Origin of the sequence: Neobacillus sp. SM06 (genome assembly GCF_050496765.1) — a bacterium.
In the GTDB taxonomy this organism is placed as follows: domain Bacteria; phylum Bacillota; class Bacilli; order Bacillales; family Cytobacillaceae; genus JAEVLT01.
In genome coordinates this window covers 192,976-215,451 of record NZ_JBNWEO010000013.1, presented here as the reverse complement: position 1 = coordinate 215,451, position 22,476 = coordinate 192,976, and the positions used below count along the sequence as shown (strand labels likewise).

The window sequence follows — 22,476 nt, the reverse complement described above, 5'->3', positions numbered from 1 at the left end:
CACATTATAACAATATTTTTATTAAATGGTTATTCCCTAGGTGAAAAAGTCAGATTGAAATGGACATGCTAGTAAGAAGAATGATTTTGACCGTCATTTTTCATTTGGATTCACCGTCGGGGTGTAAAGAAAAACACATTGACAAAAATAATATCGAAGGCTATAATTACCTTTGTTGCCTTGAGGTGATTGAATTGAAGTGGACAATAAGCCAGTTGCAAAAATATCGAAACAAGGATTTTTATATTGATGAAACCATTCGGGTTGATGAGATCAAAGAGAGTGATCCATCGATCAGGGAAGTATCGCCGATCCGTGTAACAGGTCGGGCTGATATTGGTTCAACAAAAGTGACATTTCATTTAACAATCGAAGGTCATTTTATTCTTCCTTGTTCCCGTACACTAGTCGATGTCAATTATCCAATCCATGTCGAAACAACGGAGACCTATCTTCTCCATGTTTCTGACTACGATGTGGACGAGGAAGCACATCAGCTTAAAGGCGATATGATTGATCTAATGCCGGTCATTAGAGAGATTTTATTGCTCGAAGTTCCAATGCAAGTCTTTTGCGATGAGAACCATCGTGAAGGAGCTGCACCGCAGTCCGGTAAGGATTGGGAAGTTGTTCGTGAAGAAGAGCAATCGAAAAGGATTGATCCACGACTCGCGGGACTTGCTAAATTTTTTAATGATGATGATACTTCTTCCGATTCATAATCGGTTTTAAAAGAAGCAAAGTGAAGTCATAAGCATGACGGACTTCATTCCTTTCTTAATACTTTAAGGAGGTGGGAAGAATGGCTGTACCTTTTAGAAGAACTTCTAAAACTGCGAAAAGAAAACGTCGTACACATTTTAAATTAAATGTTCCTGGTATGGTAGCATGCCCAAACTGCGGTGAAATGAAACTTGCTCACCGTGTATGTAAAGCTTGTGGAACATACAAAGGGAAAGAAGTTGTTAACGACTAATCTCGTTCGTTTCTAAAGCACAAGGAGAGTTTTACTCCTTGTGCTTTTGCCGTTTTAAGAAGAAAATAGATTTCGTGAAAGAATAGAAAAAGAATTTCTCAACTGCTCGGGTCCAATGGGAATGTGATGCCCACCATTCATATGTGAAAAATTTTATCGGCAAACAGAATAAACTTTAAAAGTGTAAAGGGATATCAGTCTATCTTTTCTAGTAGATGCATATGTATGAATAAAAACACTAGGAGGGATTTTCTGATGTCACCAACTCGCCAAGATGCATGGTCGCAAGATGAAGATTTATTGCTTGCGGAAGTGGTGCTTCGGCATATACGGGAAGGTGGGACCCAGCTTCAAGCTTTTGAGGAAGTTGGCCGGCATCTTTCCCGTACGGCTGCGGCTTGCGGTTTCCGCTGGAATTCGTATGTCCGGAAGCAATACAAATCGGGAATTGAGCTTGCTAAAAAGCAGCGGAAAGAAGTAAAGAAGCATTCGGCTAATTCAGTGGAAGCTGTGCAATCACAAGGGGCTGAACCTGTTTCTGAATTTCCAAAAGAGGAATTTACCGAAGCAGCCGGACAGCTTGGGTTTGATGAAGTCATCCAATATTTGCAGAATTTATATCAAAAGGCGGAAGCGTCGGCTGCTGTTCTCTCGGATCAGGAGGAATCACAGGGAAAAATAAAAGAGTTAGAGACAAAGATTGCCGATCTTACAGCCGAGAATGAAAGACTTGAAAAGGAATTGCAGGCGCTAGAAGCCGATTATCGTTCCTTAATTGAAATTATGGAACGAGCCAGAAAGATGGTGGTTAAAGAAGATCGATTGCAGAAAGGAAAAGTGGAAACGGTTGAATAGGGAAAAAGCGGACACTTTTGTCCGCTTTTTATCATGTATTTACAAATTGGAATACTTCGCAAAAGTTCATTTTAAATGTTCCTGCGGGGTAACACCTTCCGGATACCAGACAAGCGGATTTTCCCCGCGATCGCGATCCATTTCATATTCGACGCTAGTAAAGCCCATCTTTTCCCAAAAACCATTTGATTTTACACGCGGGTTCGTTTTAATCGGCAATCCAAAACTTTTGGCAAATTCGACAAGCTCTTTGCCATAGCCCTTACCTTGATAATCTGGGAGTACCTCAAGCTTCCAAAGTTCCAGATAATCTTGCGGAGGATAGAAATAGCGGTCAAATTTCGCCTGGATTTGATACAAGCTCATGCGCGCGACTAATTTATCGCCAAAATAGATTCCGTAAAAGGGTGAATCGCTATCATCTTCAACAATATTTGCTTCCAAGTCTTCAAGCATGGAAAGTTCTTGAAGTCCATATTCCTTAAATTGTTTAAACTCTTCAAGCGTTTTAAAATTTACTTTTAATCTAACGACCGTCATCAAAATCCCCCCAAATAAGTTCGTATTTCTTTCATTCGTATAGATTGGCTGATGGTTGAATAAATATGAATCAGAATAGAGTAGTTTTAGCTTATTTTGATAATGAATACATTTTCATTATATAACAAATAAACAAAAAATTCTGGTATAAAGCTTAAATTCATTTTTGATTTTTAGGGAAGGGGAAAGAAAATGGCGGGTTTAAAGAATAACAGTGATCTGCTACAAGCAAAACGGAAGGAAATCGAAGCTGGAGGTCCATTGAAATATCATCAAAAATTAAAAGAACAGAATAAGGTATTTGTTCGCGACCGCTTGCGATTATTGTTTGACGAAGGTAAATACGAAGAAGACGGGATGTTTGCGAATATAACAGCTGGGGGTTTGCCAGCAGATGGAGTGGTAACGGCAATTGGAAAAATTAACGGGCAGACCGTTTGTGTAATGGCAAATGATTCAACAGTAAAAGCCGGTTCATGGGGAGCAAGGACAGTTGAAAAAATAATTCGGATCCAAGAAACAGCGGAAAAATTGCTCGTGCCGCTTTTGTATCTCGTCGATTCTGCTGGGGCGCGAATAACCGATCAGATTGAATGTTTCCGAATCGGCGCGGCGCAGGAAGAATTTTTTACAATCAGGTTAAGCTGTCAGGAATGGTTCCGCAAGCGGCAGTGAATGCCGTGTACTCCAATAAACTAAACGAAATAGAAGAGATCCATGAGCGCCAAGCGTTTATTTTGGCAAAACAACAAGAATATAAAGAGCATATTGATATTTACAAGCTTGCTTCCGAACTGATTGTCGATGAGATTGTCGATCCATCGGAACTTCGCACGGTTTTAATTGAACGTTTCCGCTTGTACGAAACGAAAGAAAGGATTTTCAGTACGAGAAAACACCCCGTCTATCCTGTTTAACCAAACCATCCCCTTTTCAAAACAAAAAAGAAAAGGGGATGGCTTTTTGTTAAAATAAAGAAAAAACAGCAAATGGGGCGGAAGTATGAAAATTGATGTTATTGGCGGAGGAGCAATTGGGCTATTGTTTGCCGCGTATTTAAGCAAATCGTTTGCTGTGACTATTTTCACAAAAACGTCACAGCAGGCAGCTGAATTGAATAAACATGGTATAGTTCTAGTGAAGGATCAGCAATCTGTGTCTTTTCGTGTACAGGCAAAAAGCATGGATGAATATGAAAAACCGGGCGATTTGGCGATTCTTGCTGTGAAGCAGTATCAATTGGAAACGGTACTGGCCAAGCTTTCGGAAATACCGGCCTGCGACAGTTTGTTGTTTTTGCAAAATGGGATGGGGCATTTAACGTTTTTGGAAAACGTCTCTGCAAACAATGTTTATGTCGGATCGGTTGAACATGGCGCGGTGAAAGAAAATTCCTATACGGTTCGCCATCATGGCGAAGGCATTACCAATGTCGCCGTATACAATGGCAGCCTTTCGCCCTTGTCCCGGTTCATGGAAAAGGCGCCAAGCGGCTTTCCATTTATCTTTCAAGACAACTACTATGAAATGCTATTAGACAAACTGATAGTGAATGCGATGGTGAATCCGTTAACAGCCATTCTTCAGATCGAAAACGGCCTGCTGATCGCAAATTCGTTTTATTATCAGACTTTAAGAATTTTTTTCAGCGAAATTGCAGGCATCGTCAAGTTGAAAGATCCCGAAGCTTCCTTTGAAAAAGTAGTCCATGTCTGTCGGCAAACAGCAAAAAATCGTTCGTCAATGCTGAAAGATATCGAGGCCGGGAGAAAAACAGAAGTGGAATCCATCCTTGGATTTTTGCTGAAAGAGGCAGAAAAACAGAAAAAGAATGCTCCGCTTTGCACCGTATTTTATCATCTTATCGAGGGAAAAGAGAGGGAAACAGAAGAAGGCAAATAATTCGGGTACCGATATTTTTTCATTTTTGTGTGCAAAGTTTTTTTTCAAATCATGCTGTTAATGCTATACTCGATAAAGTACACAATCGTTTTAGAAAGGAAGTTCATGAATGGAGATTTTCCATCTCTCTTTACCGGCTACAAACCGTTTTGCTTCAGAATATTTACAACAAACAGCTACGATTCAGCCATTTTTCCATTATCCATTTAATCAACCAAGCGCAGATGGGGAACGACTTGCTGAATTGAAAAATCGGCCATTTCCCCGAAATGAAATGGCCGAATATATTGAAAATTTTATGGCTCATTTTCCGACATCTTCAAGAGTCAAAACCTCATTAGAGAAATTGCGGCATCCGGATAGTGTAGTGGTGATCGGCGGACAGCAAGCTGGAATTTTAACAGGGCCGCTCTATACGTTACATAAAGTGATTTCCATTATAAAACTGGCGGAACAGAAAGAGAAGGAACTGAATGTTCCTGTTGTACCGGTTTTTTGGATTGCGGGTGAAGATCACGACTATCAGGAAGTGAACCATGTCTTCTTGCCAATGGATCAGAAGGTCGATAAATGGATTTACCCTGAAAAAGTACAGCACAAGAAGATGGTGTCAGACATTGATCTTTATAAAGAGACATGTCTGTCGTGGGCGAAAAATGTAATTGAAAATTTCGGTGAAACCGAGCATACGAATACATTGCTCGATTTTGTCGGAAAACAGCTTGCAATGTCCAATACATTTGTTGATTTCTTCGCTTTTATAATAATGGAGTTGTTTAAAGACTACGGGCTTTTAATTGTTGATTCGGGTGACCGCGAGCTGCGCCAGCTGGAGAAAGAGTGGTTTAAAAAACAAATCCATCATCACGACTCAATCACGCATTCTTTATTGGAACAGCAACAGAAAATAAGTCAAAAGGGATTTCCGATCACGCTCGAGGTAAGTGAAAATGCCGCCAATCTTTTTTATTATGATCAAGAACGAAATGAGCGGATTTTGCTGGAATTCGACCGCCACAATGACCGATTTATGGGCAGAAACGGCACCGTATCGTTTTCAAAAGAAGACCTGCTTCAGTTGGCAGATGAACAGCCGGAGAAATTGAGCAACAATGTTGTGACGCGGCCGCTGATGCAAGAGTGGTTGTTCCCAACGATTGCTTTTATTGCAGGCCCAGGTGAAATTTCTTATTGGGCTGAGCTCAAGCTTGTGTTTGAACATTTTGGCATCAAGCTCCCGCCAATTGTTCCCCGTTTGAATATTACTTTGCTTGATCGATCGACAGAAACGGATTTGGCAGAATTGAATTTGGATTTAGCAGCCGTTTTAGCCCGGGGAACGGAACACGAGAAGCAGCGGTTTCTTGAATCGATAAAGGATCAGGAAATTGACTCATTGTTCACGACTGCAAAAGAGCAGTTGCATCAGCAGTACAAATTAATTGAAGCAAAGACGAATGAGCTTGATAAAGGCCTATTGCCACTGCTTGAGAAAAATGAAGGGCGAATACGAAAGCAAATAGACTTTATGGAGAAAAAACTAGAAGAATCGGTCCAACTGCAGCACCAAGTCGTTCTGAATAAATTTGCCCGCGTTGATCTTGCGTTACGGCCGGACGGTTTTCCTCAAGAACGGATATGGAATGTCTTTTATTATCTCAATCTGTATGGTTTAGCACTTATCGAAGATTTGATGGAGCTGCCATTTGTCTTTGACGGAACACATAAAGTGATCAAATTGTAAAAAACTTCACCATAAGGTGAAGTTTTTTCTTTTTTTAACAGGATTTTTAGAACAAAGGGGAGAATTATAAAAAAACAGGTGGAGGAAAGTGGGGGATTGTGGTACATTTTATTTAGATGGTGGGGCAATGGGGGTTACGGGTATGTTCATGGGTGAATATCACCATAGCATTGATAATAAAGGCCGAATGATCGTGCCCTCTAAATTTCGTGAAGATTTGGGGGATGTATTTATCATGACGCGCGGTTTGGATCAATGTTTGTTTGGCTACCCACTGTCAGAGTGGAAGGTGATTGAAGAAAAACTCAAATCATTGCCGCTGACGAAAAAAGATGCCCGCGCCTTTACCCGTTTCTTTTTCTCCGGCGCTACCGAAAGCGAATTGGATAAACAAGGAAGAATCAATATCCCTGCACCATTGCTTCAATATGCAAAATTAGAGAAAGAATGTGTGATTTTAGGAGTTTCCAATCGAATTGAAATTTGGAGCAAGCCGATTTGGGAAGAATATTTTGCTCAATCTGAAGAATCTTTTGCGGATATTGCTGAAAATATGATTGGGTTTGATATATAATGGGAAAGTTATCTTAATATAATTTATCCATACCCATTTCGCGAGCTTTCGATTGGAAAGGTGGAAAAAGATGTTTGAACATACAACTGTATTATTAAAGGAAGCGGTCGACGGACTGAAGATCAATCCGGACGGCATCTATGTGGATTGCACGCTTGGCGGAGCAGGTCACAGCGCCAATATCCTCTCCCATCTTAGTCAGAATGGAAGATTATTTGCGTTTGACCAGGACGAGCTTGCCATTGCACACGCTAAGGAAAAATTATCTGCCTTCAATGAGCAACTGACCGTGATTAAAAGCAACTTTTTATACTTGGAAGAGGAGCTTGGAAAAAGAGGCATTGACCAGGTTGACGGAATTCTGTATGATCTTGGCGTTTCATCCCCGCAATTGGATATGCCGGAAAGAGGTTTCAGCTATCACCATGATGCGCCCCTCGATATGAGGATGGACAGGGAGGCGAACCTGTCCGCATACGATGTGGTCAACAGCTGGGCGTATGAAGACCTTGTTCGGATTTTTTTTCGCTATGGGGAAGAAAAGTTTTCAAAACAAATTGCCCGCAAAATTGAAAACGCAAGGGAAAAAAAGCCGATTCAAACAACAGGCGAACTGGTTGAACTGATTAAAGAAGCCATTCCAGCACCAGCACGGAGAAAAGGCGGACACCCGGCAAAACGAATTTTTCAAGCGATCCGCATCGCTGTAAATGATGAATTGGCGGTGTTTGAAAAATCGTTGGAACAGGCGATTGAACTGTTGGCACCTGGCGGAAGAATCTGCGTGATTACGTTTCATTCGTTGGAAGACCGGATTTGCAAGGCAGCTTTTAAAAAGGCAAGCGAATTGCCTGACTTGCCCCCGGGACTGCCGATGATACCTGAAGAATACAAGCCAGTCTTGAAGCTTATAACAAGAAAGCCTATTGCTCCTTCTGAAGAAGAATTAGAGCGAAACAATCGGGCACGGTCTGCAAAGCTTCGAATTGCAGAAAAACGATAAAGAAGATTTCAGGAGGGGAAAGAATGAGCAATCTTGCAAGAGAATTACAACATCAGCAACAGCAGCGAGGACAAGAAAATGTTCGCCCAAGTAAAGCAAAAGACAGATCGACATTTTGGCTGACTCCTGGAGAGAAACTGCTTGGATTAGCCTTTGCCGGGATGGTCTGCTATGGGGCAATTCAAATGATTTCCAATCAATCACAAATTTATCAAGTAAACAAAGACATCCAGCAAGTGCAGACATCCATTAAAGAACAGCAAAAAGTTAATGGAGATCTTCAAGTTCAGGTAAGCGAATTAAGTTCATATGAACGCATCCGTGATAAAGCAAAAAAGATGGGGCTTGTCCAAAATGAGAACAATGTTAAGGTTGTGCAAGAAAAATGATGAAGAAACAGCCATATATGAATGCAGGAGCAGCGTTTATTTTTGTAATATTCAGCCTGCTCTTTTTTATATTGATTTTCCGTTATTTTTCGATACAAATTTCCGGTGAGATAAACGGGCAGCCGCTCGCTGCAAAAGCGCAAGCAAAGCATAGCCGAGTGGGAATTTTGCCGGCTGTCAGGGGGACTATTTATGACAAAAACGGGGAGGTCATTGCCGAGGATACAGCTTCTTATACCCTGGTTGCCATTCTTGATAAAAAAATGACGCTCAATCCGAAAAATCCGAAACACGTCGTAGACCCGCAGATGACGGCGGAAAAACTGGCGAAATACATAAAGATGAGCCAGGAGGATATTTATAAAATCTTAACAAAAAAGGGCCTGCTGCAAGTTGAGTTTGGCAAAGCAGGACGTGATATTGATCTTGAGACAAAAAAGAAAATAGAAGATTTGAAGCTTCCCGGAATTACCTTTATGCGGAGCTCGAAGCGCTTTTATCCAAATGGCATTTTTGCCCCCCATGTTATCGGCTATGCGGATCAAATGAAACAAAAAGACGGTTCGATGAAGACGGTCGGAATAGGAATAGAAAAATCATTTAATACCGAACTGACCGGCAAGGATGGGCAAATCGACTACCAAAGTGATTTGTGGGGGTATTTACTGCCAAGCGACAAACCAAAAGTGACTCCAGCAAAAGATGGGGACGATATTTATTTAACGCTTGATAAAAATATTCAGATTTTTTTAGAGGATGCGCTCAACAATGTAGAAAAAGAATACAAGCCGGCTAAAATGGTCGCAATTGTTGCCGATCCGAAAACAGGAAATATTTTAGGAATGGGCCAAAGGCCTACTTTTGATCCTAAAACAAAAGTAGGGATTACTGAAAGCTGGTATAACCAAGCACTTGAACCGTTTGAGCCGGGTTCAACAATGAAGGTATTTACACTATCTGCAGCACTGCAGGAAAATGTGCTTAATTTAAATGAGACCTATCAATCGGGAACATACAATGTTACGCCGGAAAATCGGGTGAAAGACTGGAATGGTATCGGCTGGGGACCAATTACCTATTTAGAAGGCGTTCAGCGCTCATCGAACGTAGCGTTTGTGAAAATTGCCAAAGAAAAGCTAGGATTTGACCGTTTTCGCGAATATTTAAGCAAGTTTGGCTTGGACAAACCGACAGGGATTGAACTGCCAAATGAGGCATCGGGGAAAATTCCGTTCCGCTATCCAATCGACAAGGCTACGACAGCCTTTGGGCAGGGAGCCGCAATTACTCCGCTTGAGCAAATCCAAGCGGCCACAGCTGTGGCCAATGACGGGAAAATGATGAAGCCACATATTGTTGAACAAGTGGTCAACCATGATACGGGGAAAACAATCAAGCAAACGGAACCAGAGGTTATCGGCAATCCAATTTCAGCAGATACAGCGAAAAAAGTTCGCGATGTGCTGGAAACGGTTGTGACTTCTCCAAAAGGCACAGGATACAATAAATATGCAATTCCTGGGTATAGTGTAGCAGGAAAAACCGGAACGGCACAAATCCCGGGTCCGGGCGGAAAATATTTAACCGGGGCCAAAAATTATGTGTTTTCATTTCTCGGAATGGCTCCGAAGGACGATCCAAAGCTGATCGTTTACGTAGCAGTTCAGCAGCCGGAAATAGATGACTATTCAAAAGGATCGATTCCTGTATCGGAAATTTTTAAATCGGTGATGACAAACAGCCTGCAATACTTAAATATCCAACCGACCAAAGTGGATAAACCAACTTCCAATAAGCTGCCTGATTTGGCGGGCCAGCCGGTTGGCGATGCAGCGAAAAGTTTAAAGGATAAAGGATTTGATACGGTGGTGCTGGGCAAAGGTACAACCATTACCAGCCAACTGCCAAAAGCCGGAACAACCATTCTGGAAGGAGAAAAAGTCATCATGAAAACGGATGGTGAAATTACCGCTCCCGATCTGACAGGCTGGTCGTTAAGAGACGTTATGAAAGTAGCAAAACTTGCCGATGTTAACTTAAGTACTAGTGGAAACGGCTATGTTATTGGTCAGAGCATTAATGCAGGCGCTCCATTTGCGAAAGGAGACAACCTAAAGGTAACCTTCCAACTCCCTGCAGCGCAGTAAACCAATCGCTCCCCGTTCTATTCCAAATGGTACAAGCATATACATGAACGAGAATGTAGAGAGAAACTTTCTGCCACGGTTTATTCCTCAAGTAGCATAGGGGTAAGGCGCTCGAAGTATCGCGGGTAAAGGAGGACTCGTTCAAAGTATGCGTGTTTCAAATGTAACCGTTCGGAAGCGTTTATTGCTAGCGTTGTTAGTAGGGATTTTAATTTTCTTTATCATTGATGTGCGGCTTGGATATGTGCAATTTTTCTTAGGTGGATCGTTAACCGAAAAAGCAAAAGGATTGTGGAGCAGAAATATTCCATTTGAGCCGCAGCGCGGAGAGATCGTTGACCGTAATGGTGTTGCATTGGCAACAAACATTAGTGCCCCAACCGTCTATGTTGTACCGCGGCAAATTAAAGATCCAGCCTATGCGGCTGAAAAGCTTTCCACTGTATTGAAGGTGTCAAAAGAAAAAGCATACCGGGAAATTACTTCCAAGGAATCAATTGTAACCATTAAGGAAGGAAAGAAAATTTCCCATGAAAAAGCAAAAGAGGTGCGTGCATTAGGTCTTGATGGCGTTTATATTGGCGAAGACTCGAAGCGCTATTATCCTTTCGGCAGTTACCTTTCGCATGTTCTCGGCTTTGCCGGTGTGGACAACCAAGGCCTGATGGGTCTTGAGCTTTATTATGACAAAGAGCTGCGCGGGAAAGAAGGAGCAGTGAAGTTTTTTGCGGACGCAAAAAGCCGGCGTATGAAAAACATGGCTGACGACTATCAGCCCCCGGTCAACGGACTTAACCTAAAACTGACGGTGGATACAAAAATTCAGACAATTGTCGAGAGGGAATTGGATATTGCCGAAGCGAAATACAATCCGGACAGCCTTATCGCCATTGCAATGAACCCGAATACTGGAGAAATCTTAGCAATGTCAAGCAGGCCAAGCTTTGACCCGGCTAATTTTCGCAATGTTCCACAGGAAGTATACAACCGCAATCTACCTGTGTGGTCAACATATGAGCCGGGTTCTACATTTAAGATTATTACCTTGGCTGCTGCTCTTCAGGAAGGAAAAGTTGATTTGGAGAAAGACAAATTTTTCGACCCCGGCTATGTTGAAGTCGGCGGAGCGCGGCTAAAATGCTGGAAGCGGGGCGGCCATGGCAGCGAAACGTTTTTACAAGTCGTCCAAAATTCATGCAACCCCGGTTTTGTTAAATTAGGGGAACTTTTGGGGAAAGATACGTTGTTCAAATACATCAAAAATTTTGGCTTCGGCCAGAAAACCGGAATTGATTTGCAAGGAGAAGGAACAGGCATCCTATTCAATTTGAATCGTGTCGGTCCGGTTGAATTGGCAACAACTGCTTTTGGGCAAGGCGTTTCTGTTACCCCGATTCAGCAGGTCGCGGCAGTATCGGCCGCAATTAATGGCGGTATCCTTTATAAGCCGTATATTGCCAAGGAACTCATTGATCCGGTTACAAATGAAGTTGTTATGCGCAACACGCCGGAGGCAAAAAGAAGGGTAATTTCTGAAGAAACTTCTAAAAAAATCCGCTATGCACTTGAAACCGTTGTTGCCCAAGGTACCGGAGGAAAAGCCTTCGTTGATTCTTACCGGATTGGCGGCAAGACAGGTACAGCGCAAAAGGCAAAAAACGGCCGCTATCTTGAAAATAACTACATCCTTTCCTTTATTGGTTTTGCGCCTGCTGATGACCCGCAGCTTGTCGTTTATGTTGCGGTCGACAATCCAAAGGGGACAGTTCAGTTTGGCGGCCAGGTGACAGCGCCGATTGTCGGCAGCATTATGAAGGATAGTTTGCAGGCAATGGGCGTGCCGCCGCGTAAAAACCAGGTTGAAAAGAAAATGACATGGCAGGACACTCCCTACATTGAAATTCCTGATTTTGTCGGAATGACGAAAACGGAGCTTCTCGACCAAATGATCAATTTGAAAATTGAACCTAGCGGCCAAGGGGATGTCGTTGTCGGTCAATCACCTGAAGCCGGGACAAAAGTAAAAGAAGGATCAACCATCCGGATATTTTTTGATAAAAAACAATAAAGTAAAAGAACTAAAGGCGGTGGACTACTTTCACCGCCTAAGTTTATTTTTAAACAAAATAGAAAAATAAACGCATTTCATGTAAAATAAGAAGGGAATTTTAAGGACATTCTTTTATGAACACTGTGATGCAATGAGAGGATTTGAGAAATATGAAGCTTGCGCAACTGCTTTCGCATTTGCACCCGCTCGCTCCGTTTACGGGAGCGAATCCGGAGATTCAATCAATTGAGAATGATAATCGAAAAGTGCAAAAAGGGAGCCTATTTATTTGTATTAAAGGATATACAGTTGATGGACATGACTTTGCTCAATCAGCTGTGGACAATGGAGCCTGTGCGGTAATAGCCGAACGTCCGCTTAATTTGGACGTACCGGTCATTGTTGTAAAAAACACGAGCCGGGCAATGGCGGTTCTTGCCGATGCTTTTTATGGCCAGCCAACGAAGAAGCTCCAACTAATCGGAATTACCGGTACAAACGGTAAAACAACGACAAGTCACTTAATCGAAAAAATTCTTGCCGATGCCGGGAAAAAAACAGGGTTAATCGGTACAATGTATACGAAAATCGGTGATCAAAAGCTAGAAACCAAAAATACAACTCCGGAGAGCCTAACATTGCAAAAAACGTTTAAACAAATGGTAGACGCTGGGGTGGAGTCCGCTGTAATGGAAGTTTCGTCACATGCATTGGATATGGGCAGGGTTCATGGCTGTGATTATGACATTGCCGTTTTTACAAATCTGACTCAGGACCATCTTGATTATCATCATACGATGGAAGATTACAAACGGGCCAAGAGTTTGTTATTTTCTCAGCTTGGAAATACATATGAAAAAGAGCATCCAAAGTTTGCGATTTTAAATGCTGATGATCAGGCATCCGAACTGTACGAAAAATCTACCGCCGCTCATGTCGTAACGTACGGGATTGACATGGCAGCGGATATTATGGCAAAAAATATTCAAATGACAGCTGCCGGTACATCCTTCCAGCTTGTTTTGCCAACAGGGAAACATCCGATTGCCATCAAACTGATCGGTAAATTCAGCGTTTATAATGTTCTTGCAAGTACGGCAGCGGCCTTAGTCAGCGGCATACCGATTTCAGACATTATTCGTTCGCTCGAAGAAATTGATGGGGTTGCCGGCCGGTTTGAATTGGTCAATGCCGGTCAGGATTTTACCGTTATTGTCGATTATGCCCATACGCCTGACAGCCTTGAAAATGTATTAAAGACCATCCAGCAGTTTGCCCGAAAAAGGATTTTTGTTGTCGTTGGCTGCGGCGGCGACCGTGATCGGACAAAACGCCCGGTTATGGCACAAATTGCTTGTAACTATGCAACAGATCCGATCTTTACTTCAGATAATCCAAGGAGTGAAGATCCGCTGGCAATTTTAAAGGATATGGAAGAAGGCGTTAAGGGAGAAAGCTATCGAGTAATTCCTGACCGTAAAGAAGCGATTACTGCTGCCATCAACGATGCAGAAAGCGGGGACGTTCTTTTAATAGCCGGCAAAGGCCATGAAACGTATCAAATTATCGGCAGCAATGTGTATGACTTTGATGATCGTCTTGTTGCCAAAAAAGCGATCGAAGCAAAATGAACAGATTTTATAAAAAATGGAGACAATTGAGTGAAAAATGGATATTTTAAATAAAAAACTTCTTAAGACAAGAAACCAAACATATGATATAGCTGTGATGTCAAAAAAAGAATGTGAAAGGGGGGAATAGAATGCTGGAGCAAGTTATTTTTTTCACCATTTTAATGGGGTTCCTGATTACTGTTCTGCTTTCTCCTATTTTTATTCCCTTCTTAAGAAGGCTGAAATTTGGACAAAGCATTCGGGAAGAAGGACCGAAATCCCATCAGAAAAAATCTGGGACACCAACAATGGGCGGGGTAATGATTTTGTTTTCAATCGTGATCACGACCTTTGTGATGACAGGAAAATTTGCAGAACCGACCGTTAAAACATGGCTTTTGCTCATCGTTACCTTTGGTTTTGGCCTGCTTGGCTTTCTGGATGATTTTATTAAAGTGGTGCTGAAACGGAATTTAGGTTTGACTTCAAAGCAGAAGCTATTAGGTCAAATCATTGTTTCGGTCATTTTTTATTTGCTTTATAAACAAAGTGGTTTCACAACAGATATTCGTCTCCCATTTGGTGACTATACGCTAAATTTGGGCTGGATGTTTGTTCTGTTTATTATTTTTTGGCTCGTTGGGTTTTCAAATGCAGTTAATTTGACGGATGGCCTTGACGGTTTAGTGTCAGGTACTGCTGCCATTGCTTTTGGCGCCTATGCCGTGTTAGCATGGAACCAATCTCAATTTGAAATTGCCATTTTTTCGGTAGCCGTCGTTGGTGCCGTCTTGGGGTTCCTTGTTTTTAATGCTCATCCGGCGAAAGTGTTTATGGGGGATACCGGTTCATTGGCGCTTGGCGGCGCTATCGCTGCTGTTGCGATTTTAACCAAGCTTGAACTTTTGCTCATCATCATTGGCGGAGTTTTTGTGATTGAAACCCTTTCAGTTATTCTTCAAGTGATTTCATTTAAGACAACTGGGAAGCGGATTTTTCGGATGAGTCCACTCCATCATCATTACGAGCTTTCAGGCTGGTCTGAATGGAGAGTGGTCGTAACGTTTTGGAGTGTTGGACTTTTATTTGCCATTTTAGGAATTTATATCGAGGTGTGGTTGTAAGTGAAGCAGATTGAAACGTATCAGTATAAAAAAATTCTTGTCCTCGGTTTGGCCAAAAGTGGGGTAACGGCATCTTCGCTTCTTCACAAACTTGGCGCATTTGTCACGGTGAATGATAAAAAACCATTGTCGGAAAATCCGGAGGCCCAAGGGCTGCTTGAACAGGGAATAAAAGTGATTTGTGGAAGCCATCCAATTGAATTACTTGATGAGGGATTTGAGTTGATCGTTAAAAATCCGGGAATCCCGTATTCCAATCCGATGATTCAGGGGGCACTAAAAAAAGGAATTCCGGTTATTACAGAAGTGGAGCTGGCCTACCAAATTTCCGAAGCTCCATTTATCGGCATCACTGGAACAAATGGGAAAACAACAACCACTACACTGGTTTATGAAATGCTGAAGAGTGGTGAAAAACAACCGCTTATTGCAGGAAATATCGGGACTGTTGCTTCAGGTGTTGCCCAAAAAGCTACAGCTGAAAACACCATTGTTATTGAATTATCATCGTTCCAGTTAATGGGGATTGATACGTTTAATCCCAAAATTGCTATTATAACGAATATTTATGATGCCCATTTGGATTATCACGGAACAAAACGCGAATACATAAACGCAAAAGCCAATATAACGAAAAATCAAACGCCTGCTGAGTTTTTGATTGTGAATGTTGAGCAGGAAGATGTGATGGAAATTGCCCGCCAATCGCAAGCAACAATCGTTCCGTTTTCGACAAAATCCGTTCTTCAGCATGGCGCCTATGTAGAGGATGGCTGGATTTGTTTTAATGGCGAACAAGTGATGGAGGTGGCTGAGATTGCCCTTCCAGGTGCCCATAACCTGGAAAATGTTTTATCTGCAACAGCGGCAGCCAAGCTCTCAGGTGTTGAAAATTCAGCGATTCAAACCGTCCTCAAGACCTTTACAGGTGTAAAGCATCGGTTGCAATATGTTGCTGAAGTAGCCGGAAGGAAATTTTATAATGACTCAAAGGCAACAAATAGTTTAGCAACGGTAAATGCACTGGCTGCTTTTGAACAGCCGATTGTATTGCTTGCCGGCGGGCTTGACCGCGGCAATGAATTCGATGAACTGATTCCTTATTTGAAAAATGTGAAAGCAGTGATCACGTTTGGGCAAACGGCCGGAAAAATTGAACGTGTCGCTAAAGAGGCCGGAATAAAAAGAATCGAGCGTGTCGATAATGTTGAAAAAGCCGTACCCGAGGCGTTTAAACTCTCAAATGCGGGCGATGTGATTTTACTGTCGCCAGCTTGCGCAAGCTGGGATCAATACAAAACTTTTGAGGTAAGGGGAGACATTTTTATCGAAGCGGTGCATAAGCTTAAGTAAGGGCTTGTCTATGCCAGCACGTTTTTTTTGACAGCACAGCTGCAGGTCCCAATACTTGCGTCCGAGGTGTGAAGAGTGCCGACAAAGAAAACAACTCCCGATTTCATATTATTAATTGTAACATTTATGCTGTTGACCGTTGGGCTAGTTATGGTATACAGCGCAAGTGCAGTTTGGGCGGAATTTAAATTTCAAGATGCCTTTTTCTTTGTAAAACGGCAAATGCTGTTTGCTGGAATTGGCATCATGGCAATGTTTTTTATCATGAATGTCAATTACTGGACATGGCGGACGTGGGCAAAGACGATTTTACTTGTTTGCTTTGTTCTCCTTGTACTCGTCCTAATCCCGGGGATTGGAAATGTCCGCAATGGTTCACGAAGCTGGATTGGCGTAGGCGCGTTTTCAATTCAGCCTTCTGAGTTTATGAAGTTGGCGATGATTGCGTTTTTGGCAAAATATTTGTCAGAACGGCAAAAATTTATTACTTCTTTTCGCAAAGGGTTATTGCCCTCATTAGCCTTAGCGTTTGCAGCATTCGCCATGATTATGCTGCAGCCTGATTTGGGGACGGGCACAGTGATGATTGGAACGTGTATTGTTATGATCTTCGTTGCCGGAGCGCGGGTGCGCCATTTTGTGATCCTCGGTCTGCTGGGAATTGCCGGTTTTGTAGGGCTGATTATTTCAGCGCCGTATCGAATGAAACGGATCACATCGTTTTTGGATCCGTGGTCAGATCCGCTCGGAAGCGGGTTTCAAATTATCCAGTCGCTTTATGCGATTGGACCAGGTGGATTGTTTGGACTTGGTTTAGGTGAAAGCCGCCAGAAATTTTTCTACCTTCCTGAACCGCAGACAGACTTTATATTTGCCATCCTTTCAGAAGAATTGGGCTTTATTGGCGGATCGTTCGTGCTGTTGCTATTTGCGCTATTGTTGTGGAGAGGTATTCGCATTGCGCTTGGAGCACCGGATTTGTACGGAAGTTTCCTTGCGGTGGGCATTGTTGCCATGGTTGCAATCCAAGTTATGATCAATATCGGCGTTGTCACTGGATTAATGCCCGTTACCGGCATTACGCTGCCGTTTTTAAGCTATGGCGGATCCTCCTTAACGCTCATGCTAATGGCGATTGGCGTTCTATTGAACATCAGCCGCTATTCCAGATATTAACACACCCTGTTCCTTGCAGGGTTCTTTTTATTACAAGTTTTTAACAATCTGATTTCATTGCCGATTTTAATTGAAGCGTTATAGTAGAATGAGTAAAGTCGTAATCATCCGGCAATAGCCAGTAACCACAATTATTTGATTTAATGGGGTGGAGAAATGAAAATCGTAATAAGCGGTGGTGGAACCGGTGGCCATATTTATCCGGCACTTGCCCTTGTAAGAGAAATACAGGAAAAAACAAACGATGCCGAGTTTTTATACATAGGAACAAATAAAGGATTGGAAAGCCAAATCGTTCCGCGGGAAAACATCCCATTTCGTTCCATTCATATAACGGGATTTAAGCGGAAGCTTTCTTTTGAAAATATAAAAACGATCTATCGGTTTTTAAAGGGAACAAGAGACAGCTCGCGAATTTTAAAGGAGTTCAAGCCTGATATTGTCATTGGAACAGGCGGATATGTTTGCGGACCGGTTGTGTATGCTGCGAGCAAAAGACGGATTCCGACGATTATTCATGAACAGAACAGTGTTCCCGGCTTAACCAATAAATTTTTAAGCCGCTACGTGGATAAAATCGCGATTTGCTTTGATGAAGCGAAAGAATATTTTCCAAGTTCCAAGGTTGTCTTCACCGGCAATCCGCGTGCATCAGAGGTCACTGGTAAGGATGGGATTCGCGGGCGGTTGTCTGCCGGGCTTAGCACCACATTGCCAACCGTGCTGATTTTTGGCGGCAGCCGGGGTGCAAGGCCGATTAACGAGGCTGTTGTCAAGTCGTTTGCCGATTTTGCAAATAAGCCCTATCAAGTTTTATACGTAACAGGCGATGTCCATTTTGAAGCGGTAAAAAAGGAAGCCGATTTGATCGGCAATCCTGGAAATGTCGTGATCAAACCATTTATCCACAACATGCCGGAAGTTCTGGCCGGAGCAAATCTTGTTGTTTCCAGAGCTGGAGCGACAACGATTGCAGAACTGACATCACTCGGTGTTCCAAGCATTTTAATCCCGAGTCCGTATGTGACCAACAACCATCAGGAGAAAAATGCCCGCTCACTTAGCGAGCGCGGTGCAGCCGTATTGCTTTTGGAAAAAGATCTGACCGCTAAAAGCCTTGTCACCTCCATTGATGCTATTTTGCTTGACAAAGAAAAGCAAAAGCAGATGAAAGATAAGGCGCTGAAATTGGGCGTACCCGACTCAGCCGAGCGGCTGTTTCGTTTAATGCAACAGCTTGCCGGCAAAAAACAGCAGTAGCCCATATTTAGTTCACTGCATAAAATAGAATAGCTCCGTTTTTAGAAAGAGTAGGAGGATCTGAATGAACGAACTGTTAAACGAATTGCAAAATGCGAATATTGGAAAAGTAAAAATAAATGAGCCGCTCGCTCCCTATACAACTATTAAAATTGGCGGACCAGCTGATCTTTTCATTGAACCGTCATCATTTGAAAATTTACAGAAGGCAATGGAAATCATCCGAAAACATGGCGTAAAATGGCGGGCGATTGGCAGAGGATCGAACCTTCTTGTTTCCGATAACGGAATTGAAGGGGTCGTCATCAAATTGGGTGCAGGCATGGATCAATTGGCAATCGACGGGGAACAAATCACGGTTGGCGGCGGCCATTCCCTTGTAAGCCTTTCAACTTTGATCAGCAAAAAAGGCTTATCGGGGCTGGAATTTGCAAGCGGAATTCCGGGTTCTGTCGGCGGTGCCGTCTATATGAATGCGGGCGCCCACGGCTCCGATATCAGCAAAATTTTAACAAAAGCCCATACTCTTTTTGCTGATGGGAGGATGGAGTGGCTGTCAAATGAAGAAATGGCGTTTTCCTATCGAACCTCTGTTTTGCAAAAAAAGCGGCCGGGGATTGTCCTTGAGGCTGTCTTTCAACTGAAAAAAGGCGATCGCGCCGAAATCGTGTCTGAAATGCAAAAAAATAAAGATTATCGCAAAGAAACGCAGCCATGGAATTTTCCTTGCGCAGGCAGTATTTTCCGCAATCCGCTTCCACAGTTTGCCGGAAAATTGATCGAGACGGCAGGCTTGAAAGGTTATCAAATCGGCGGTGCGAAAATTTCGGAAATGCATGGGAATTTTATTGTGAACGCAGGCGATGCATCGGCATCAGATGTGCTTGCATTAATCGACTATGTAAAAGAAACGGTCAATCGTTTGTATAATGTAAAAATGGAAACAGAAGTGGAAATAATCGGTCGAAAATAACTGGAAATTTCGCTTACGAATATTCAAGAATGTGGTATAATGTTTCATTAGAAAGAAACAGTTATGAAGCTATGTGGCGGCATGAGAATTCGTGCCGTTGTTTTGACTTTAATGATAAATTCTTTTTTACATGGACAAGCATTGAATACTCCAAAAAGTACATGGGAGGGGAGTATGGAACAAGGTAAAATCGTTGATCTTGAGGATCGGATTCCAAAACTGAAACAACAAAGACGAAAGAAAGCAAACAGAAGACTAATACTCCTTCTCAGTTTATTTTTTTCCTTAATTGCCGTTATTGCCTATATTCAATCACCTTTAAGCCGCGTAAAGCATATCACCGTGACAGGCAATGAGTTTTATTCAAGCGAAGAAATCCTTCGGAAGACAGGAATTTCGCAACAAACGAATATGTGGAAAGTAAAAAAAACGGAAGTTGCAGCAAAATTGGAGAGCCTGCCGGAAATTAAAAAAGCGACTATTCAAGTGAAATGGCCGAATTCAGTCTTTATTCGAATTCAGGAACATAAGCGGGTGGCCTATTTGAAGAATGACCCGTTTTACTATCTGATTTTGGATAATGGAAAAGTCTTGGGATCTCGTAAACTAACGAATCCACCTGTAAATGCTCCAATCCTAATGAATTTCAAGGAAGGAGCAGAACTGAATGAACTTGTTGCCGAACTGCAGAAATTGCCGGAACAGATTACAAATTCAATTTCCGAAATTCACTATACTCCCCATAAAACAGATCGCGATCATATCTCGCTGTTTATGAATGATGGCTTTGAAGTAAGCGCGACGATCAGGGGCTTTGCGGATAAAATGAAGCACTATCCGTCTATTATGAGTCAGCTTGACCCAAACAAAAAGGGGATCATTGATTTGGAAGTCGGTTCATTTTTCAAGGCATTTGGGTCGGAGGGGAATGCAAATGTTGAAAAAAACCAAGCGAAAAGGTAGCCATGTTATTCTCTTATTAGTCTTCCTTTTCTTGGGTTATATGTTAGCATTTTCCTACCATTATACCCAAAAAAAAACGGTGTCGAATGATAAGCATTTGACGGATCGGCAATGGAATCAAACGATCAGCTTGCGAAATGAGCTGATTTCCCAAGAAGAAACAAATCGCAAACTGCAAAAAGAATTAGAGGCAAAGCAAACGAAAGTACTCGAAAATGAAAAAAGCCTATCAAAGGAAACCCAGGTCAATTTCAATCTGGCGGAAGATGCGGAAAAATACAGGATGTTTCTTGGCCAAGTAAAGGTTAAAGGAAAAGGGGTAAAAGTGACGCTGAGCGATGGCGCCTACAATCCGAAAGTGGACAATGTGAACAGCTATCTTGTCCATGAATATCAAGTTTTTAAAGTTGTCAATGAGCTATATATATCCGGAGCAGCCGCTGTGGCAATAAATGGACAAAGATTAGCAAGCAATTCGTACATAGTATGCACAGGTCCAGTTATTACGGTTGATGGAAATGAGTATCCCGCTCCATTTGTCATCTCGGCAATTGGGGACCAGGATGTTTTAGCATCTGCTTTAAATCTTACAGGCGGTGTGAAGGATCAACTAGTCAATGATAATATTGTTTTTTCCCTTGAAAAAGAAGATGAGATTGTAATGGGGCCAATTTTGCGAAATTAAGATAAGCGTCTGTCCACGATTAAGGGAGAAGGCCGGGTGAAAAGAGTGGGCAAGTTACAAAAAAATTTAAGTTTTACCGCAATTGCTGCTATTGTTGGATTTATGATTGCCATCCAATTTCAAACGGTCAAAAAACCGGTTGAAAGAGATACAAGGGATATTTGGCAATTGCGTGAGGCATTGCTGAAGGAAAAGGAGCTGCAGTCGCAATTATTGACTGACATCCGCTCAAATGATGCGAAATTAGCTGTGTATGAATCAAAAAAAAAGCAAAGCAAAGAAGAAGTGTTAAGGGAGACGTTAACTGAATTGAAACGGGAGGCTGGTTTGACGGAAGCAACTGGTCCCGGGGTTGTACTGACAATTGAACCGGTTACAGAGGCAATTAAACTTGGCGAACCGGTAGCAAAAGTCGTTTCACCCGATCTGTTGAAGCGGCTTTTAAATGAATTGAATTTGGATGAAGCAAAATATGTTTCCATTGATGGTCAGCGAATTATTAACACAACCGTTATTCGCGACATTAACAAAGAGACGAAAATTGATGGCCATTCAGTAAGATCATTGCCGATTGAAGTGAAGGTAGTCGCTGAAAATATGAGCAAGGCGGAAAAACTTTATAACCGTATGAAAGCATCAAAATCGGCAGAGGAATTTTTTATTGAGAATTTGCGGCTGACCGTTTCAAAGCCAACTGCGAGTGTTACGGTTCCTGCATACGAAAACCCAATACGCATTCGCTATATGGAACCAGTGAAAGACGGAAAGGGAGGCAATCCATAATGTGGCTTCCAGTTTTGGGGTTAGTTGTCGGCATCGTTTTAGGACTGTTAACAGATATCCGGGTTCCTGAGGAATATTCCAATTATTTGTCCATAGCTGTCCTGGCGGCATTTGATACACTGTTTGGCGGAATTCGGGCACATTTGCAAAATATCTACGATGAAAAAGTGTTTGTCTCCGGGTTTTTCTTTAACATTTTACTTGCCGCAAGTTTAGCTTTTCTAGGTGTCCATCTTGGTGTAGACTTATACTTAGCAGCCGTTTTTGCATTTGGAGTAAGATTGTTTCAAAATATTGCAGTAATCCGGCGAATTTTATTAACAAAATGGTCAACAAGCAAAGAAAAATTAGAAAAAAAGTAATTTT

The 22,476-nt window shown here is 42.2% G+C and carries 22 protein-coding genes and 1 pseudogene; 22 read left to right on the top strand and 1 reads right to left on the bottom strand.

All coding sequences use genetic code 11. From position 1 onward, the window contains the following. Positions 1-194: 194 nt before the first annotated feature. The 3 genes from ACQYAD_RS06130 to ACQYAD_RS06120 all read left to right on the top strand — a co-directional run bounded on the left by ACQYAD_RS06130 (position 195) and on the right by ACQYAD_RS06120 (position 1,831). Entirely contained in the window at positions 195-722 is a 528-nt protein-coding gene (locus tag ACQYAD_RS06130) for a YceD family protein (RefSeq protein WP_430236383.1), read from the top strand. Between the two features lie 80 nt (positions 723-802). Next, positions 803-976, top strand: coding sequence for a 50S ribosomal protein L32 (gene rpmF / locus ACQYAD_RS06125; protein WP_007086250.1), 174 nt, complete (start codon positions 803-805; stop codon positions 974-976). A 255-nt stretch (positions 977-1,231) separates the two neighbouring features. Beyond that, positions 1,232-1,831: an RsfA family transcriptional regulator gene (locus ACQYAD_RS06120; RefSeq protein ID WP_430236380.1), complete on the top strand. Its 600-nt coding sequence runs from the start codon at positions 1,232-1,234 to the stop codon at positions 1,829-1,831. A 66-nt stretch (positions 1,832-1,897) separates the two neighbouring features. Here the strand turns inward: ACQYAD_RS06120 and ACQYAD_RS06115 are convergent, their stop codons facing one another. Next, a complete protein-coding gene (locus ACQYAD_RS06115; protein ID WP_430236379.1) occupies positions 1,898-2,371 on the bottom strand; it encodes an N-acetyltransferase in 474 nt (157 codons plus the stop codon). A gap of 192 nt (positions 2,372-2,563) precedes the next feature. On the opposite strand from ACQYAD_RS06115, the pseudogene ACQYAD_RS06110 reads away from it, so the two are divergent. From ACQYAD_RS06110 to ACQYAD_RS06020, 19 genes and pseudogenes are all read left to right on the top strand, one after another. Continuing rightward, positions 2,564-3,036: pseudogene (locus tag ACQYAD_RS06110) on the top strand (carboxyl transferase domain-containing protein); the annotation flags it as partial. After that, positions 3,025-3,288 (top strand): carboxyl transferase domain-containing protein, encoded by a 264-nt coding sequence (locus ACQYAD_RS06105; protein ID WP_430237216.1) that lies wholly within the window; start codon positions 3,025-3,027, stop codon positions 3,286-3,288. The pseudogene ACQYAD_RS06110 and the gene ACQYAD_RS06105, both read left to right, overlap by 12 nt. Before the next feature lie 85 nt (positions 3,289-3,373). Further along, positions 3,374-4,273 carry a 2-dehydropantoate 2-reductase gene (locus ACQYAD_RS06100; protein ID WP_430236377.1) on the top strand — a complete coding sequence of 300 codons (900 nt, stop codon included), beginning with the start codon at positions 3,374-3,376 and terminating at the stop codon, positions 4,271-4,273. Positions 4,274-4,382: 109 nt separating this feature from the next. Continuing rightward, a complete protein-coding gene (gene bshC / locus ACQYAD_RS06095; RefSeq protein WP_430236375.1) occupies positions 4,383-6,017 on the top strand; it encodes a bacillithiol biosynthesis cysteine-adding enzyme BshC in 1,635 nt (544 codons plus the stop codon). Between the two features lie 142 nt (positions 6,018-6,159). Then, the gene (gene mraZ / locus ACQYAD_RS06090) at positions 6,160-6,591 is read left to right on the top strand and encodes a division/cell wall cluster transcriptional repressor MraZ (RefSeq protein ID WP_430237214.1); all 432 of its coding nucleotides are present in this window, start codon (positions 6,160-6,162) and stop codon (positions 6,589-6,591) included. Between the two features lie 70 nt (positions 6,592-6,661). Further along, positions 6,662-7,594, top strand: a complete 933-nt coding sequence (gene rsmH, locus ACQYAD_RS06085) for a 16S rRNA (cytosine(1402)-N(4))-methyltransferase RsmH (protein WP_430236374.1) — start codon at positions 6,662-6,664, stop codon at positions 7,592-7,594. Between the two features lie 23 nt (positions 7,595-7,617). Then, positions 7,618-7,983 (top strand): cell division protein FtsL, encoded by a 366-nt coding sequence (gene ftsL / locus ACQYAD_RS06080; RefSeq protein WP_430236373.1) that lies wholly within the window; start codon positions 7,618-7,620, stop codon positions 7,981-7,983. Then, the gene (locus tag ACQYAD_RS06075; RefSeq protein ID WP_430236372.1) at positions 7,980-10,130 is read left to right on the top strand and encodes a penicillin-binding protein; all 2,151 of its coding nucleotides are present in this window, start codon (positions 7,980-7,982) and stop codon (positions 10,128-10,130) included. Before ftsL ends, ACQYAD_RS06075 begins: the two co-directional genes overlap by 4 nt. A 148-nt stretch (positions 10,131-10,278) precedes the next feature. Next, positions 10,279-12,198, top strand: coding sequence for a stage V sporulation protein D (locus tag ACQYAD_RS06070; RefSeq protein ID WP_430236370.1), 1,920 nt, complete (start codon positions 10,279-10,281; stop codon positions 12,196-12,198). 152 nt (positions 12,199-12,350) lie between these two features. Next, a complete protein-coding gene (locus ACQYAD_RS06065) occupies positions 12,351-13,811 on the top strand; it encodes a UDP-N-acetylmuramoyl-L-alanyl-D-glutamate--2,6-diaminopimelate ligase (protein ID WP_430236369.1) in 1,461 nt (486 codons plus the stop codon). 131 nt (positions 13,812-13,942) lie between these two features. Then, positions 13,943-14,917 carry a phospho-N-acetylmuramoyl-pentapeptide-transferase gene (gene mraY / locus ACQYAD_RS06060; RefSeq protein WP_430236367.1) on the top strand — a complete coding sequence of 325 codons (975 nt, stop codon included), beginning with the start codon at positions 13,943-13,945 and terminating at the stop codon, positions 14,915-14,917. Then, on the top strand, positions 14,918-16,270 hold the full coding sequence (murD, locus tag ACQYAD_RS06055; RefSeq protein WP_430236365.1) for a UDP-N-acetylmuramoyl-L-alanine--D-glutamate ligase: 1,353 nt from the start codon (positions 14,918-14,920) through the stop codon (positions 16,268-16,270). A 75-nt stretch (positions 16,271-16,345) separates the two neighbouring features. Next, positions 16,346-17,446 (top strand): stage V sporulation protein E, encoded by a 1,101-nt coding sequence (gene spoVE, locus ACQYAD_RS06050; protein WP_430236363.1) that lies wholly within the window; start codon positions 16,346-16,348, stop codon positions 17,444-17,446. Between the two features lie 156 nt (positions 17,447-17,602). After that, on the top strand, positions 17,603-18,706 hold the full coding sequence (gene murG, locus ACQYAD_RS06045; RefSeq protein ID WP_430236361.1) for an undecaprenyldiphospho-muramoylpentapeptide beta-N-acetylglucosaminyltransferase: 1,104 nt from the start codon (positions 17,603-17,605) through the stop codon (positions 18,704-18,706). 64 nt (positions 18,707-18,770) lie between these two features. Next, positions 18,771-19,679, top strand: a complete 909-nt coding sequence (gene murB / locus ACQYAD_RS06040; protein ID WP_430236359.1) for a UDP-N-acetylmuramate dehydrogenase — start codon at positions 18,771-18,773, stop codon at positions 19,677-19,679. A 174-nt stretch (positions 19,680-19,853) separates the two neighbouring features. After that, positions 19,854-20,642, top strand: a complete 789-nt coding sequence (locus ACQYAD_RS06035; RefSeq protein ID WP_430236357.1) for a cell division protein FtsQ/DivIB — start codon at positions 19,854-19,856, stop codon at positions 20,640-20,642. Further along, the gene (locus tag ACQYAD_RS06030; protein WP_430236356.1) at positions 20,614-21,327 is read left to right on the top strand and encodes a DUF881 domain-containing protein; all 714 of its coding nucleotides are present in this window, start codon (positions 20,614-20,616) and stop codon (positions 21,325-21,327) included. The genes ACQYAD_RS06035 and ACQYAD_RS06030 overlap by 29 nt, the downstream gene beginning before the upstream one ends. A gap of 102 nt (positions 21,328-21,429) precedes the next feature. After that, positions 21,430-22,110 carry a DUF881 domain-containing protein gene (locus tag ACQYAD_RS06025; RefSeq protein ID WP_430237212.1) on the top strand — a complete coding sequence of 227 codons (681 nt, stop codon included), beginning with the start codon at positions 21,430-21,432 and terminating at the stop codon, positions 22,108-22,110. Further along, on the top strand, positions 22,110-22,472 hold the full coding sequence (locus tag ACQYAD_RS06020) for a small basic family protein (protein WP_430236355.1): 363 nt from the start codon (positions 22,110-22,112) through the stop codon (positions 22,470-22,472). The genes ACQYAD_RS06025 and ACQYAD_RS06020 overlap by 1 nt, the downstream gene beginning before the upstream one ends. The last annotated feature ends 4 nt before the right edge of the window (positions 22,473-22,476 follow it).